This is a genomic window from Dethiosulfatarculus sandiegensis, from assembly GCF_000931935.2.
In the GTDB taxonomy this organism is placed as follows: Bacteria; Desulfobacterota; Desulfarculia; order Desulfarculales; family Desulfarculaceae; genus Dethiosulfatarculus; species Dethiosulfatarculus sandiegensis.
The window spans coordinates 467,770-482,882 of record NZ_AZAC01000014.1; the positions used below are offsets into that span (position 1 = coordinate 467,770).

Consider the following 15,113-nt stretch of genomic DNA (forward strand, 5'->3'; position numbering starts at 1 on the left):
AAACTGTCTTGATAGAGACTACAATTTTATATCTGTAGTTCCTGTTTATTCTTGTCCTGTTGTTTGATTTTTTCTTCTAGAAAATTCTTCAGTTTATCTTTTTTCTTGTGTTTTTGCAGGGCATTGTACGCAGATATGCGATTCTTAAGAGCTTCTGTTAACTGGGTGACATCAATCAGTTTGGGGTCGGCATCATAAAGTATCGCCTGGCAGGTGCTCCATTCAATTGGCAAGCCTTCCGGAGTATTATTTTTCAAATAGCGCATTATCGCTTCAAGGGCATCGGGAATCCATTCTGCTATCAGCTCGCGTTGTCTTCTTTTTTCAATCCGTTCTTTTTCTATAGAAGAAAGTAAGTCCTCAGTGCGCATAAAATACCAATAGTCTATACTGGAAACGTAATCTTCTTCAACTAACGGAAGGGGCGGTATGCCGTATTTAGAAAAGCCTTCGGGGCAATAATGTGTAGGCCGGGCATCAGCGGTTTCGTTTTTGGAGGCGCATGCCGAAAGGCATAGACAAGCTATTGCGAGCAGAATGATAACAGCTTTAAGTTTCATGGATCCCCCCTTAAGCTATTTTGGTATTATGCGCTTATCTGTTAAGAAATATATACTTATGGGAAAAAGTAATTACAAGCTTCCCTTTTGGGGTGGATATGGCAGGGGAGATGATTTGTATTGTAAGTGGTTTTTATGTTGATAAAAAATTTTTAGTTGGTGTTTGGTGGTAAATTTTTAGGTTTGGCCGTATGGCTTGAATCGACCAGATCGTAAAAGGCCGGAGAGCTTGGTGATAGCCGCAAACTCTCCGGCCTTCAGATAAAATATTCATCTTAAAATAGGCTTATTTTTTATCTTCCTTGGATTTAAGTCCCGAATATCCGCGATTTAGGATTTTCTGCATTTTTTCAGAGATAAGAACCTGCCAGTCCTTTAGCATGGGGTCATCCCTGGAACTTGTTATCTCCACAATGTAGGACTCCGCGTCCCTGGCCGGAGTTATGAAAAGACCCACGCCTTCGCCCGAGTCCCAGCGGGGCCTGCTCCCTATGAGTTCGCCTTTTTGCTTGTCAACCGAGGTGAGATTCAATTCAGAGGTCATGGCCCGTATGGCCGCCTGCCAGACCTTGAGATAGGGCTTGTCCTTTACGGTAAAGATAATGCCTTTGCCCCTCGGCACATCAGGTGCTGTGAGCTGGTTTTTGGCGGTTACGCCGCAACCCAGGGACAAGCAAAGTATAAGTAAAAGAAAGCCGGCTAAAAGAAGATTTTTTTTAATGGTCACAGCTAAGGCTCCCATGACGGTTAGGTAGACAAAGGCCCAAGTTTTTGTTACCGGCATTTTAGCATTTTTTGCAACTCAGGCCAGCCCTCAAGAATTGGGTGTTCTGGGAAAATTCAAATCCAAAAAAACGTCCCATATGGCGGTGGTTATTTTCCCTGTTTCAGGTATAGATTAAACATGACTTTACCGATAGTCCAACGGATTATTATTTTAGGTGTTTTTATTTCAAGGACAAGTTTACATGCCTTGCCCCAAGCCCGAGCCCGAAAAGGACCTTGTCCGGGTGAACCAGGATAAGCGCGCCTCAACCAAACAGACTGACGCCCCGCCCGTTAACCGCACACCAAAAGGACCAGGCCCCTGGAAAACCGTCACCGAACAGGTCAGGGGTGGCGCCTCCGTTTTGGTGTATTTTTTTAACACCTGTTTTTGGACCCCGCCGCTTGTGGCCGTTTCCCTGGCCAAGCTCGGCATTCCCCTTAAGTTTTGGCGCAAAGCCTGCACCAGGCTGTTGAACGCCATGGCTGAGAACTGGATTTGGCTCAACAACCTGGATATGAGGCTCACCAAGCGCATCAAGTGGCAGGTCAGCGGGCTGGAAGGGCTGACCAAGGATAAATGGTACCTGGTCTTGGCCAATCACCAGAGCTGGGTGGATATATTGGTTTTGCAAAAGGTGTTTTATAAGAAAATACCTTTGCTTAAGTTTTTCCTTAAGAAAGAGCTGATCTGGGTGCCGCTTCTGGGCATGTGCTGGTGGGCCCTTGATTTCCCTTTTATGAAACGCTATTCCAAGGCTTATCTTGAAAAGCACCCCCACCTTAAAGGTAAGGACTTCTTAATCACCAAAAAGGCCTGTCGCAAATTCAAAACCACGCCTGTTTCGGTAATGAATTTTGTGGAGGGCACCAGGCGCACCTTGGAAAAGCATCAACGCCAGGCCTCTCCCTATGCGAACCTGTTGCGTCCCAAGGCCGGTGGGGTGGCCCATGTGCTCGGTTCAATGGGGCAAAGTATGGACCGTATTCTGGATGTGACCATCCATTATCCCCAAGGAGTAAAAAGCTTTTGGGCCTTTTTGTGCGGCAAGGTGGATGAGGTCTGTGTACAGGTCAAGCAGATTCCGGTCACTACCGATCTTCTGGGAGACTACACCTGGGACCAGGAATACAAGGACAGGTTACATGACTGGATCAACAGCCTTTGGCGGGAAAAGGACACTCGTCTGACCTTTTTGCTGGATTCAGCAAAACAAGGGGTTTTGACCAATAACTGCATTGACACAGCTCCTGTGGAATAAACCGGCCTCTCATATCAGATAATCATTAAAAAGCAGCAAGCCGTGTTATGGGCTTGCTGCTTTCTTTGTGAGGAATTAACAGAATCAGATCAGTTTACCCTGCCACCTGGAAAAAACCATATGCCCGGAAACCAGGCCGGTGTTTTCCAATTTCCGGGCTTGCTTCAATGCGTCATTTTTAGCGGCAAAAGGCCCAAGCAAAACCCTTTGCCATTTAACTTGCTTGGTGGATTCCCAGTTTTCCAACTTGACCTTCTTGGTGTAACGGCTGATTTGTTCACCCAGGCGCTCGGCCCGGTCTTCTGAGCGCAGGGATGCGACTTGGATATAAAAAACTTTTTGAGCCTTGTCCACTTTCACCAACCTTTCCTCAGGTTCCGGTATGTCCACAGGCAACACCTGCGGGGCTTTTTGGGTGAGGATAATAGGCATGGTGGGCATGGGTCTTCTGACAAAGCCTCTTTTTTTTATTGTTTTAGGCTCTTCCATGGAGGCTTCCTTGAGATTGAATTTCGGCATAGGCCTTCTTACATATCCCCTGACCTTCGGTTCGGCTTTTTGAACTGTCTTTTCGGCAAATTTAGGCTTGATAACCAACTTGGCGCTTGCCCCTGCTCCCGCTTTGACTCTTGCCTTGTAAGTTGTCTTTTTAGGTGCGTTTGCGGGTTTTTCCGCGCCTATTATGATGGTCAGGTCATGGCGGATTTCATTTCTCCTGGGCGAGGCTTCAAAGGGGGGAAGTAAGGTTGCCTTTTGCTTTGGAAAAAGAATAACGGTTCTTTCCTGTTTTTTGGTGGGGATTTTGGGCCCGACCCGGCTGCTCTTTTGTTGTTTCATTGCTTGAGGCCGAGGCTTTGATATCTCTTCTTGATACGTCTTTCTTTGGATATCGATTTCAAAATGACGATACCGGTTTTTAGGAGTCAGCAGCTCCGGCCTGGGGGTGGTGGCCTCAAGTTGTTTAAGCCCTTCGGAGGCCCGGTCGTAATGTCTGGGAGAGTTCTCCATGGCCCGGCGAAACTGCTCGGCGGCTTCTGCGCTCATACCCTGGTCCGCCATGAGAACACCCAGGTTGTGATGCGCCTTGGCCTTGCCCAGCCCCATCTCGAAATATCTTTGGGCCTCTGCCCATTTCCCTTGTTTGGCTGAAAGCAGGCCCAGGTTGTTTAAGGCCAGCTTATGTCCTGGGTCAAGGCTAAGGGCTCTTTTAAACTGCATCTCGGCTTGGTCATATTTTTTCATGAGCATCAGGCTGAGCCCTTTGTTGTTGTACAGCGCGGCTGAGCCGGGCTGGATAACAAGGGCCCTGTCAAAGACTTCCAACGCCAGGTCCGGATGGCCCGTGCGGTTATGGATGACACCCAAGGCGTTTAGAGATTTCCAAAGCCCGGGGTCCAAAGTGATTGCCTTGATAAAGCAATCCCTGGCATGACTTAATTTTCCCTGGCTAAGCAGGGTAAGCCCTTGCCCTTGCCAAGCCAGGGCACAGTCTTGGTCGGCTTTTAAAACCTCTTTAAATTGGCTTTCGGCCTGCATGTATTGCTTCATGCGCAGGTAAATCTGGCCTATTTTCAGGCGCAGGCGCTTGGCCTGATCAGGCTTTGCCTTGGCCAAAGCCCGGTGATACTCAAAAAGAGCTGCCGTGGCCTGGCCTTTGCGCACCAGCTGGTCTCCTTTTACTTCCTTGGCGGGAGCGGTGGCCAGGCTGGGATCAGGGGCCGGCATTTGCCTGCCTGCCTCTTGCTTCTGCCGCAAAGTCCTGAATTCGTCATCGGTAAGGTTGCGTACTGCCTGATCCTGTTTGCCTGCGCAGCCCCCCAGCCCGAGCACCAGCAAGTATGCGGTCATAAAGACCAACATCTTGATGGGGATTTTTGGGTTCATGCTCTTACCTTCTTTCTCCGGAGAAAAAAAGGGACCGGATGTTGCGGGGGCGGCTGCCATGGAGATTTCTCCCCAACGACGGCCATGGTTTTTATAACTAATGGATTTTTTATTCAATTATGCTTTCCATGATGTTTATGATTGCTGGCCCTGCCATTACAGCCATAATGGCAGGGAAGATCATGAAAAGAACGGGGAACAGGAGCTTGAGGGGGATCTTGGCCGCTGCTTCCTCCATCTGCTGCCTGCGTTTGGTGCGGATTTCATCGGAATAAACCCTTAGGCTGCGACCCACGCTCACCCCAAAACGGTCTGCCTGGATAAGCATTCCTGCCAGGCTGGACATTTCATCCACACCGCAACGGGCGGCCAGGTTGCGCAAGGCCACTTCCCTGGTGGAGCCCAGCTTGAGTTCCATGGAATAGACTTGCAGCTCCTCAGCCAAAATGGGGCTGGAGGTGACCAGGTCCTTGGAGACCCTTTTCACCGCGGCGTCCAGGCCCAGGCCGGATTCCACGGCAATGACCAAAAGATCCAGCATATTGGGCATTTGTTTGGTTATTTGGGCCCCACGGGCCAGGGATTTTTTTTCCAGGATGTATTTGGGCAGGAAAAAGCCAAAAAACGCGCCTCCAAACACGCAAATGAGAAGGGGCATGCGTTTTAGCTCTAAAAAAACCCCAACACCCAACCCCAAGAGGGGAAGGAGAATGCTTAAAACCGCTCTTAACCCTTGAAAGACTCTGAGGGCATTTTTAGAGCGAAAACCTGCGCTTATCAGGTCCTTTAGCAGTTTGCTCTTATCCCATGACGGTTTGGCCTTGGGCTGGGGAGCAAAAATCATTAGAAAACCGGATAAGCGCTCCAAAAAAATTTTCTTGGCGACTTCTTTTTCTTCTTTGCGGGAGCCCGTGACCAGGATGTTGAGCCTGCGTTCCTTGGCGCCTGGTTTGCTCCAGAGTTTAATCAGGGCGATGATCAAGGCCAGAACCGCAAGCCCCGCAAGCAGAGCCAGGCCTACCTCCAGAATAATAATGGCGTCAGGGCTTCTAAAAAAGGCATCCATGCTCAGGCATCCATTTTAATTATAAATTTGATGACAAAAATGCCTAAAACTTCAAAGGCAGCGCCTATCATGAGGGTGGCCTGACCAATGGGGTGCTCAAGCGCCATGTTTATGTAGCCCGGGCTGGTGAAGTAAAGCATGACAAAAAGCGCGGGCGGCATAAGGGCCAGGATGGTCCCCGAAAGCCTGCCTTCTGCTGAAAGGGTTTTGACGGTTCGTAAGAGCCTAAAACGCTCCCTGATTATGTGGGATATATTGTCCAGGACCTCTGTCAGGTTACCGCCTGTCTCCCTTTGCAAGGCCACTGCGGCTGCAAAGAAACGTACATCAGCGTTATCGACTCTTTTCACCAGTCCGCCCAGGGAGTCTTCCATGGTTTTACCGTAGGAATAATCCTCAAAGGTTTTGGCAAATTCAGAGGAGACCGGTTCCGGCAGTTCCGAGGCCGCCATCTGAAGCCCCGAGCTGAAGCTGTGCCCCGCCCTGAGGGCCCGGCCCATAAGTTCCACAGCTTCGGGGAACTGGGTCTCAAATACCGCCATTCGACGGTCTTTTAATTTTTTCAGCAAGATAAAAGGGGAAAAGCCACCGAGCAGAGCCAGGGGAATGATTAACAGTCCCAGCTTCATAATTACTCCGGTTAATATCCCCAGCATGGCCATTACAGCGGCCAGAAGTATCAGGGTGCCTAAGTTCATGGGCGAGCCCGCTTTTTCCAGAAGCTCTTTTATGCTGGTTAAACGGCGGGCCTTGGCCAGCAAGTTGTCCAGAAAGCCGATTTCCGAAAGGCTGCTGTGGCGCATTATGGCTTCAGCGGAAAAATCGTTTACGGCTGTGGTGTTAAGCAGTTTTTCGAGCCTGCGGCTGGTGGCTTCCTGGGTGCTTTCCAGACCGGGGCGGATAAGTCTGGCCAAGGCCACAACCACCAGCAGAACGCTAAAAAAAATAACTCCGGTCAAGGCCCAGATCACGGTTTTCACCCCCTTCTGAAATTATCGTCGCCAAAAAGGTCTGCGTCCAAGTCAAATCCGTGAGCAGCAAGTTTCCCGGCAAAGGCGGGCCTGATGCCGGTGGGGCCAAAGTGACCCTTGACATTGCCCATGGCATCCACGCCGGTCTGTTCATAACGGAATATTTCCTGCAAGGTGACAGTGTCGCTTTCCATTCCCGTAACCTCGCTGAAGCTGATCACCTTTCTGGTGCCGTCTGAGAGGCGGGCCACCTGCACGATTACATCCAGGGCGCTGGCTATCTGGCGACGGATGGCCTTTTCGCTGATCTCCAGACCGCCCATGGAGACCAGGGTCTCCAGGCGGCTGATGCAGTCCCTGGGGCTGTTGGCGTGAATGGTGGTCAAGCTGCCGTCGTGGCCCGTACTCATGGCCTGCATCATGTCCAGGGCTTCGCCGCTTCGACACTCGCCGACCACAATGCGGTCCGGCCTCATTCTGAGGCAGTTTTTCACCAGATCGCGCATGGTCACTTCGCCGTGGCCTTCAATGTTCGGCGGCCTGGTCTCCAGGCGGACCACATGTTCCTGCTGAAGTTGCAGCTCAGCCGAGTCCTCCACTGTAACTATGCGTTCGTTGGGAGGGATAAAAGAGGAAAACACATTCAGGAGAGTGGTTTTGCCCGAGCCGGTGCCCCCGCTGATGATTACATTCAACCGGGCCTTGACCACCCCCTCCATGACCTTGGCCGTGGCCCTTGAGATGGAGCCAAAGCGGACCATGTCTTCAACCTGCAATGGGTCTTTGGAAAATTTACGAATGGTAAGTGCCGGGCCATCCAGGGCCAGAGGCGGGATAATGGCGTTCACCCTGCTGCCGTCGGCCAGCCGGGCGTCGACCATAGGCGAGGATTCGTCCACTCTACGTCCTACAGCTGTGGCGATTTTATCTATTATTTTAAGTAGATGAGCATCATCTCTGAACCGGATGGGTGCTTTGGTAAGGCGTCCGTTTTGTTCTATGTATATGCGGTCGTAGGAATTGCACATAATTTCGCTTATGGTTTCGTCCGCCAGCAAGGGTTCCAAGGGTCCCAGGCCCAGAACCTCATGCCTGATCTCCAAGACCAACTGTTCCCGCTCCTGCTGGGGCAGGGAGACATTTTCATTCTCCAGCACCGTCTTGATCGCGGTTTCCAACTCGCGACCGGCCACCTCGTCTTCAAGTTTGGCCAGCCTGCCCAAATCCACCTGGTCAATGACCTTATAGTGCATGCGGCCCTTTAATTCCTGAAAGGCGCTCTGCATCTCCATGACCGCAGGGGAAGGGGCAGCCTCCTGGCTTTTGCCCTTTTCAGGCTTTTTGTTGTTTTCAACAGGTCTGCCAAGTCGTTCTCTGAGGCCCATTTCTTATTCCTCTTCGCCCTGCCATTGGGCTACTTTTTCGGCCAATTCACGCAAACTTGTCCCCCATTTACTTTTGGGCTTGATTCTCAAAAGGGGTCTGCCGGAATCCAGGGCTTCGGTGATGTTGGGATACTCGTTTGGCAACCAGGCCGCCACTGATCTGTTAAGGGCGGATTCTATCTGGTTTGCCGTTATGGCTTTGCGTGAATTGGTGCGGTTGACCACGGGCCAGAGCTTGCCTTTTTCATGCCCAAGGCGGTCCAGTAAAGAACTCATGCGGGTGGCCGCTTTAAGCCCCACCAGGTTAGGTTCAAATACCATGAGGATGCGTTCAGCTTTATCCAGGGCGGCCAGGGTGGTGTCTTCCAGCCCGTCTCCCAGGTCAAGGACCACAAATGAATGGCTCCTTGCCAGGCGCCCCAATATTGCCAATACGTGATCCGGCGTTACGGTTTCCGCCTCGGCCGGGTCTTCAGGTGCGGCCAAAAGTCGCATACCCGGGGTGATTTCAATCAAGAGGCTGTCTAGAAAAACATCGTCGAGCTGGTCAAAATTGCGGCTTATCAGGCTGATGTCCTTATCCGGGCTTACATCCAGCATAAAGGCCTGGTTGCCCCCGAAAATATCCAGATCGACCAATACAGAGCGATGGGCCTGATCCTGGCTCAAAGACCAGGTCAGGTTAAGGGCCAGATGGCTGGTCCCCACACCGCCTTTGGCCCCGGTTACGGCTATGATCCTCCCCCTGGCGGATTCTCCGCTTTGCCCGGGCATGTTAAGCCGGAGCATGGCGTCTTTGAAGTTCTGCCCCAGTTCCTGGTCTACTATCAGGTATTCACGGACCCCCAGATGAATTGCGTTAATAATGTGATCCGGATCTTTGGAAGGGCTTAAGGCCACCACCATGGCCCAGGATGCTGATATCCTGAGCCGTTCCAAAAGGTCAAGTTGGGGCTGATTCGCCGGGTCATGCTCGACGATAAGTAGTCTGGGGCGCATGCCCATTACTTTGCGTTCAAATTCTTCCAAAGAGGATTCAACCAGAATAAGATCCACCAAAGGGGTGGAGGCTGACAGCTTTCTGATTAATTCGCTGCCTTTTCTGCTCAGGCTCAATCCCAGGGTTTCCAGACTGCTCTGATTCACTTCGAGCCCCTTGAAATAGTTTATGTTTATTTAGTTGGTCAAAGACGGTATCCCGGCCCGGGTGCCGTAGTCGGCCCCGCCGTTATTGCTGTCCGGAACAATCATGGCCTGACAATCCATATAACCGGAAAGTGATTTGTCAGGTGGACCCAGTATTTCGGTTATGACAAAGTGGACAAACCCTACAACTGCGCCATTGGTTGAGCTGTAGTCGTCCACTACAGGTATAAGCACCCGCCATTCGCCGTTTCCGTCTCTCTCCTGAATGTATCTTCCGTTTAAGGTCTCGAACAAAGATGCAATAACACCGTTGTTTAAAGTTATGTCGTCCCCGACCTGCAAAGCGGGGCAGGGCTCCTCGCCTGTTATGTACTGGCTTATGTTTGGGTTGTTGGCATTGGGCAGGAAAAAAGAGGTCCAGGATGCGGTTTCGGTGTTGTTGCTGTTGTAGCGTATAATTTGTCCGCAATCATCCAATGCATCCTGGTGCAGGGCGATCGGCAGGTCCACCTCACCAGCCGGGGTGTTGCCTGCCCAGCCCAGAAAAGCGGTTGCATCTGCCGAAAGGGTGACGGTGGCTATGCCCACCACCCGGGCAAAAAAGGTTTCCACGTCCCGAGTGAGCGTGACCCGGGCCGCAGTGAGATCGTCCGGGTCTGCGGTGGGGCCGGTGGAGGTGAAATTATCCAGGTCATGATCCCAAAGCCCCGCCTCAAACAGGTCCACCCCTGTCTGCCAGATAAGGGGGTCGCCCAACATCTTATTTGCCTGGGTGAATTCGATCGCCTCGGCCTCTGCACCGGCATAATTGGCCTGGGCTTCTCCTGCGGCATTGGAAACCACCATTGTGCTGGCCCCGGCCAGAGCCGCGGCATCGGCCGTGTTCTGCAGTTGGTTGCGGGCGGAGTAAAGGATGCCCAAATCCACGGCAGCCCCGGCAAAGGCTATAAAGGCGGTTAAAAAGACCGCGGTAAGCACTGCCACTGCGGCTCGCTCGTCGCGCCATAAAAGGGTCGGCTTTTGCCTGGTCAGGCAGCGCAGTTTTTCAATAAAGTACCTCATGGCCGAACTTGCCTTCCATCTCGGTGATTTTTTCCCTGGCCGGTTCTTTGGGCAAGTTTTTTTCCTCGGGGCTTAGTCGGCCAAACAGGAAAAATTCCAGATCGCTGGGCGGGACAAAATCCCTTTCTGTTAACACGTTCTTAGGTGATTGCTGACCCTTTAAAATAGTTGGGGTCACAACAATAATCAGCTCTGTTTCCTTTTTTTTGTAGGCGGAGCTTCTGAATAAAGCGCCTAAGATGGGAATATCCCCCAAAAGAGGCACCTTCTCCGAATCGCTGGCAATTTCATGCTTTAAAAGCCCTGCCAGGGCGAATTCCTGGCCGTCGGCCAGTTCCAGTTGGGTTCTGGCCCGCCTGGTGGTAAGGCCCGGAACCACATAACCGCTTATGGCCACGGTGTTGGAAAAATCCAGCTCACTCACCTCGGGAGCCACGGTTAGCCTGATGCGTCCGTCAGAGAGGATCACCGGCAAAAATTCCAGTTCCACCCCGTATTTTTTGAACTGAATGGTGATGGTGTCTTTTTGGGGAACCGGGATGGGAAACTCGCCACCCGCCAAAAAACTGGCTTTTTTACCGCTTACACAGACCAGGTTTGGCTCGGCCAGCACCTTGACCAGCCCATCGCCTTTAAGGGCATCCAGAAAACCCAGGATGCGACCACTGCCGGTTCTGATGCCGCCTGCACCGGTGGCTGTCTGAGCGACTCTCAAGTCAAACAGGTTTGCCGGTTCCTGGGGCGGCACCGGAGTGAGCAGACCGCCTAAAAAGGTAAATATGAAGTTGCCCGATATGTCCGCAAATCCAAGGCTGAAACCAAACCTTTTCATGGCCTCCCGGTTAACCTCTGCAAAGTGCAGTTTCAAAAGGACCTGCTTTTGCCCGGCCACTTCAATCAGGTTTCTTATTTTTGGAGAAATCGGTGCTTGGTCTTTTTCTTTAACAGGTATGGCCTGAATACCGGGCATGGAGACTGAAACAGTGGGAGCCGTGCCTTTTTGATCATCGTCTTCATCGTTTTGCACAAATATACTGGCCAGGGATTCAGCCCTGTCCTTTACCTGGTCGCTGCTTACCCGGCCGGAAAGGATTATCACTCCTTCCACTTCCCGCACTTCCACCTGTTCTTTGGGTAAAAGCGTGGCCAGCATCTCCTTCAGCTTGGTGAGGTCCCTTCCCACCCGAACCTCAAAGGCGCCCATCACCCGGTTTTTGGCATCCCAGACAGTTATGTTGGTGCGCCCGATCTTCCGCGCATTTATATAGACTTGTTTGGCGCTTATAACCAAAACATCGGCCACTTTATCATTGGCCACACTTATTCTTTTTATTTTAAAGGCAAAATCAACCAGCCTGGAGTGGCCTTTTTCTATACGCACCTGGGAGGGGAATCCGCCCGCCTCCGGGGTGAGGCTTTGGGCTGAGTGGGGTGTAAAAACCAGGCAGGCGCACAAAAATATCCAGGAAACGATTTGGAGTCTTCGGCTGGTCATTTGCTCAACCTCTGCTCGCTACGGGTGATTCCCTTGATAACCTCTATTTTGGTTTCCGGAGGAGCTGCCGGTTTCGGCTTTTCCTTTGGTTTTATCTCGGGCATGAGCTTGGCCAGATCCAGGCCCGGGGGATTGACCGGCCCTTTTATCAGGTTGTCAAGCCTGACGCCTTTGGTGGTTGCCGCCCTGTGATCAGCCTGATTGCGCAGGCTTAAAAGAAGTTTGCCTTCAGTAGACGCCAAGGCCAGTTTTTCCGCATCCGCAGGCGTGAGCTGCAACGTGGCCACCCTTAGTTTGCTTTTACTTTTTTTCTTGCCTCCGCCGGTTTCAACCCTGGGGTTTTTTTCAACGGCAAGAACTTCCACATCTTGCAAAACTATTCTGGCGGCTGGGTTTTTGGAATAGCCTGAGCGGTTTACAGTGACAATTACATCGACCCTGTCTCTTGGTTGCACAAAATCGCCCACACCGATGACTTCGTCAACCTTGACGGTTACAGCCCGCATACCAGGAGCAACCACCGCCGAAAGGCCGCCTCTCAAGCCTTTGGGGCTGAGTTTGGCCTTAAGTACAGGCTCTCCGGCTATGAGCCGGGTTTTCACCACCCTGCCGTCCAGATTCTTTACCTGATTGAAACTGCCCGGCGGCAGGCTGTTTCTGGGCCAGTCCCTTACCGTCAGGTCCGCCACAGTGAGGGTTTGGCCTTCAGGCAAATTGCGTTTGGCAACCACCACCCAGGTTGTGGCGATCTTTTTTTCTTTGGCTTGCTCCACCCTGGATGTGATGATCCGGTGAGCGCCAAAGGCAGCCAGCCCGGCCAGGATAAGCGCAACAAGCAAAAGAATGATGGTGCCTTTGCGACCGCCCATGGTTTAACCCCTATTCATGGCGCATTACAGTGGTGGCCGTTAGTGTTATGGAGCCTTGCAGGTTGGAGACCAGGGCGCCCAATACCGGGAACTGATAAGGTGAATCAATCGTCACGCTTACCGGATCTCCGGAAGCGCCGTTCACCCCACTTACCGCTATGGAGTAACTGTAGGGATAGCCTGACCCGGTCAGCTGATTCTGGACTTGGGCCACCACTTCCGATTCGGTTATGTCGTTTTCACTGTATAGGCTGGTGTATCTGGCTCCTTCTCTGCTTGCGTTTATAAGCATCTGCTTGGAATACCAGGCATTACCCAACTCTATGATGCTGAAGACCACCATCAGCAAAACAGGAAGGAACAGGGCGAATTCCACCGCCACTGTTCCCCTCTCGGATTTTAATTTTCGAAGCAGTTTTGTCATAAGCCAAGTCCTGTTAGGGTCAAGACCAGGCTGCCGCCCCAAATAGCCAGGCCATAGGGCAGATTGGCCTTGCCGGAGGTCAGGCGCAGGTGAGCCAGGCTGGTGCCGGCTGCCATGAAACCGCGACCCTTGGCGAGCATTACCGCCAGGGCCAGGACTCCGCCTGTCAAGGTTGTGAGGACAAAGAGGTAAAAAGCAGCCAGTGGATTCAACAAGGCGCCCAAGGCGCCCAGGGCCTTGACGTCACCCGCGCCGACAGCGCCGATGAAAAAGAAGACCGCCATAAGGCCGAATCCGCTTAACCCACCTAAAAAACTCTGCAAAAGCCCTTCAGGGCCTTCAATTGCAAATGAAAGTAAAAGTCCGTATAAGGCGCACAGGCCGGTTAAAACATTGGGTATGCGGCGTGAGGCCAGATCATAGCTGGCCATGAGGCTGGCCATGAGGATAAGGCTGAGCCTCATGGTTTCAGTTGAACTTAAGGATCCCGTGAACAAGGGCAGGCACAGGAAGGCGGGGAGGAATCCCCAGTGGATCCCTCCCAGTTCCCCTGCCAGTCCTTTTGCTTCCGGACCTTGCATATATCCAACCTTTGAGGTCATGACCGCTACACCCATTTTGTTTTACTGAGTCAAAGCGGTGGTTGCGCTGTTGATGTTTGTCTCAACCTGTCCGCCCAGGAGGAAGGCTGCGGCAGCGATGCCGCCGCCGATCAAGGCCAGCAGAAGGGCGTATTCCACGGCACTGATGCCGCTGTCGTCTTTGATAAGCCTTTTGATTTCCTTCAAAGCTTTCATTTTTATTCTCCCAGATTTTGGCCTTTGTTTGCCAAATTATTTGTAATAATTGGTTATTTTTTCTTACTGTTTTTTGCCTTTTTCAGGTTTTTTCTCTGTTTTGGCTTGTTAAGTAAAAAGTTTTTCTTTACTGACTCAAAGCAGTGGTCGCGGTGTTGATGTTGGTTTCAACCTGTCCGCCCAGGAGGAAGGCCGCGGCAGCGATACCGCCACCGATCAGGGCCAGCAGAAGTGCGTATTCCACGGCACTGATGCCGCTGTCGTCTTTGATAAGTTTTTTTAAGGTGTTGATGGCCTTCATTTTCTTTCTCCTTTCGGGCGGTTGATGCCCCGCATCCTTTGCTGAGGCGCGGGACAGTGGTTTTACTGGGTCATTGCTGTGGTTGCAGCGTTGATGTTGGTTTCAACCTGTCCGCCCAGGAGGAAGGCCGCGGCAGCGATGCCGCCGCCGATCAGGGCCAGCAAGAGGGCGTATTCCACGGCACTGATGCCGCTGTCGTCTTTGATAAGTTTTTTTAAGGTATTGATGCCCTTCATTTTGGTCTCCCTTTAGGCGTTTTTTGTTCCCGCGCCTTTTTTAAAAGGCGCGGGGAGTTTTATTCTTACTGAGTTAAAGCGGTGGTTGCGCTGTTGATGTTTGTCTCAACCTGTCCGCCCAGGAGGAAGGCCGCGGCAGCGATGCCGCCGCCGATCAGGGCCAGCAAAAGGGCGTATTCCACGGCACTGATGCCGCTGTCGTCTTTGATAAGTTTCTTTAAAGTGTTGATGGCCTTCATTTTGGTCTCCTTTTAGGCGTTTTTTGTTCCGCTTTTTCAGGCGCGGGAGTTTTATTCTTACTGAGTTAAGGCGGTGGTTGCGCTGTTGATGTTTGTCTCAACCTGTCCGCCCAGGAGGAAGGCCGCGGCAGCGATGCCACCGCCGATCAGGGCCAGCAAGAGGGCGTATTCCACGGCACTGATGCCGCTGTCATCTTTGATAAGTTTTTTTAAGGTATTGATGGCCTTCATTTTGTCTCTCCTGTTATTTTGGGTTCCCTTGATTGGGTTGTTTCCATGTTTGACCTTTTACTAAGCAATAGCTGTGCCAAACGAGTAGTTTTAGGAGGTCTACAAGTTAACTGGTTATTTTTAAAAGCTAAATTGTAGTCTGGGGCACTTGGGGGAGTCGGTGGAGGCAGCGGTGGAGAGACTGTGAATTACTTTTTTGTTTTCGCGGCTTACAAATTTGTAATTCAATTTTGTAATCAGAGGGGGCAGGCCTCAGAATAAAAAACATCTCCTTTTATTGTTATAGGTTGACACAAAAAATAGAGTTAGGCTAGGGTTTTGTAGGGCTTAAGCGTAATTATGATATATGTCATTTTTGGCATATATATTCCATATTTTAATACTGCCAATGAAAGATTTGAGTGATTAGCATTATTAAAA

At 51.4% G+C, this 15,113-nt stretch carries 18 protein-coding genes; 1 reads left to right on the top strand and 17 read right to left on the bottom strand.

Annotation, left to right across the window (positions count from 1 at the left end):
• Window positions 1-26: 26 nt before the first annotated feature.
• The gene (locus tag X474_RS11755; protein WP_044348996.1) at window positions 27-560 is read right to left on the bottom strand and encodes a hypothetical protein; all 534 of its coding nucleotides are present in this window, start codon (window positions 558-560) and stop codon (window positions 27-29) included.
• Window positions 561-846: 286 nt separating this feature from the next.
• Window positions 847-1,287: a hypothetical protein gene (locus X474_RS11760; RefSeq protein ID WP_156360732.1), complete on the bottom strand. Its 441-nt coding sequence runs from the start codon at window positions 1,285-1,287 to the stop codon at window positions 847-849.
• 241 nt (window positions 1,288-1,528) lie between these two features.
• Between X474_RS11760 and yihG the strand changes: the two genes are divergently transcribed.
• On the top strand, window positions 1,529-2,587 hold the full coding sequence (gene yihG / locus X474_RS11765; RefSeq protein ID WP_082464314.1) for a 1-acylglycerol-3-phosphate O-acyltransferase, YihG family: 1,059 nt from the start codon (window positions 1,529-1,531) through the stop codon (window positions 2,585-2,587).
• An 84-nt stretch (window positions 2,588-2,671) separates the two neighbouring features.
• Here the strand turns inward: yihG and X474_RS11770 are convergent, their stop codons facing one another.
• The 15 genes from X474_RS11770 to X474_RS26145 form a co-directional block, all read right to left on the bottom strand.
• On the bottom strand, window positions 2,672-4,471 hold the full coding sequence (locus X474_RS11770) for a tetratricopeptide repeat protein (RefSeq protein WP_197282063.1): 1,800 nt from the start codon (window positions 4,469-4,471) through the stop codon (window positions 2,672-2,674).
• Between the two features lie 109 nt (window positions 4,472-4,580).
• Entirely contained in the window at window positions 4,581-5,537 is a 957-nt protein-coding gene (locus tag X474_RS11775) for a type II secretion system F family protein (RefSeq protein WP_044349000.1), read from the bottom strand.
• Window positions 5,538-5,539: 2 nt separating this feature from the next.
• Window positions 5,540-6,508 (bottom strand): type II secretion system F family protein, encoded by a 969-nt coding sequence (locus tag X474_RS11780; protein WP_156360734.1) that lies wholly within the window; start codon window positions 6,506-6,508, stop codon window positions 5,540-5,542.
• 5 nt (window positions 6,509-6,513) lie between these two features.
• Window positions 6,514-7,893: a TadA family conjugal transfer-associated ATPase gene (locus X474_RS11785; protein WP_044349002.1), complete on the bottom strand. Its 1,380-nt coding sequence runs from the start codon at window positions 7,891-7,893 to the stop codon at window positions 6,514-6,516.
• A 3-nt stretch (window positions 7,894-7,896) separates the two neighbouring features.
• On the bottom strand, window positions 7,897-9,039 hold the full coding sequence (locus X474_RS11790; RefSeq protein WP_044349004.1) for a CpaE/TadZ family protein: 1,143 nt from the start codon (window positions 9,037-9,039) through the stop codon (window positions 7,897-7,899).
• Window positions 9,040-9,069: 30 nt separating this feature from the next.
• On the bottom strand, window positions 9,070-10,101 hold the full coding sequence (locus tag X474_RS11795) for a TadG family pilus assembly protein (RefSeq protein WP_044349006.1): 1,032 nt from the start codon (window positions 10,099-10,101) through the stop codon (window positions 9,070-9,072).
• On the bottom strand, window positions 10,085-11,596 hold the full coding sequence (locus tag X474_RS11800; protein WP_052515118.1) for a type II and III secretion system protein family protein: 1,512 nt from the start codon (window positions 11,594-11,596) through the stop codon (window positions 10,085-10,087). The genes X474_RS11795 and X474_RS11800 overlap by 17 nt, the downstream gene beginning before the upstream one ends.
• Window positions 11,593-12,465, bottom strand: coding sequence for a Flp pilus assembly protein CpaB (gene cpaB, locus X474_RS11805; protein ID WP_052515119.1), 873 nt, complete (start codon window positions 12,463-12,465; stop codon window positions 11,593-11,595). Before cpaB ends, X474_RS11800 begins: the two co-directional genes overlap by 4 nt.
• A 10-nt stretch (window positions 12,466-12,475) precedes the next feature.
• A complete protein-coding gene (locus X474_RS11810; RefSeq protein ID WP_044349007.1) occupies window positions 12,476-12,889 on the bottom strand; it encodes a TadE/TadG family type IV pilus assembly protein in 414 nt (137 codons plus the stop codon).
• Window positions 12,886-13,491: an A24 family peptidase gene (locus X474_RS11815; RefSeq protein ID WP_197282064.1), complete on the bottom strand. Its 606-nt coding sequence runs from the start codon at window positions 13,489-13,491 to the stop codon at window positions 12,886-12,888. Before X474_RS11815 ends, X474_RS11810 begins: the two co-directional genes overlap by 4 nt.
• Window positions 13,492-13,512: 21 nt before the next feature.
• Entirely contained in the window at window positions 13,513-13,686 is a 174-nt protein-coding gene (locus X474_RS26125; RefSeq protein WP_197282065.1) for a Flp family type IVb pilin, read from the bottom strand.
• A 127-nt stretch (window positions 13,687-13,813) separates the two neighbouring features.
• Window positions 13,814-13,987, bottom strand: coding sequence for a Flp family type IVb pilin (locus tag X474_RS26130; protein WP_197282066.1), 174 nt, complete (start codon window positions 13,985-13,987; stop codon window positions 13,814-13,816).
• Window positions 13,988-14,049: 62 nt separating this feature from the next.
• A complete protein-coding gene (locus X474_RS26135) occupies window positions 14,050-14,223 on the bottom strand; it encodes a Flp family type IVb pilin (protein ID WP_197282067.1) in 174 nt (57 codons plus the stop codon).
• A gap of 65 nt (window positions 14,224-14,288) precedes the next feature.
• The gene (locus X474_RS26140) at window positions 14,289-14,462 is read right to left on the bottom strand and encodes a Flp family type IVb pilin (RefSeq protein ID WP_197282068.1); all 174 of its coding nucleotides are present in this window, start codon (window positions 14,460-14,462) and stop codon (window positions 14,289-14,291) included.
• Between the two features lie 57 nt (window positions 14,463-14,519).
• Window positions 14,520-14,693 (bottom strand): Flp family type IVb pilin, encoded by a 174-nt coding sequence (locus tag X474_RS26145; protein WP_197282068.1) that lies wholly within the window; start codon window positions 14,691-14,693, stop codon window positions 14,520-14,522.
• Window positions 14,694-15,113 lie beyond the last annotated feature (420 nt).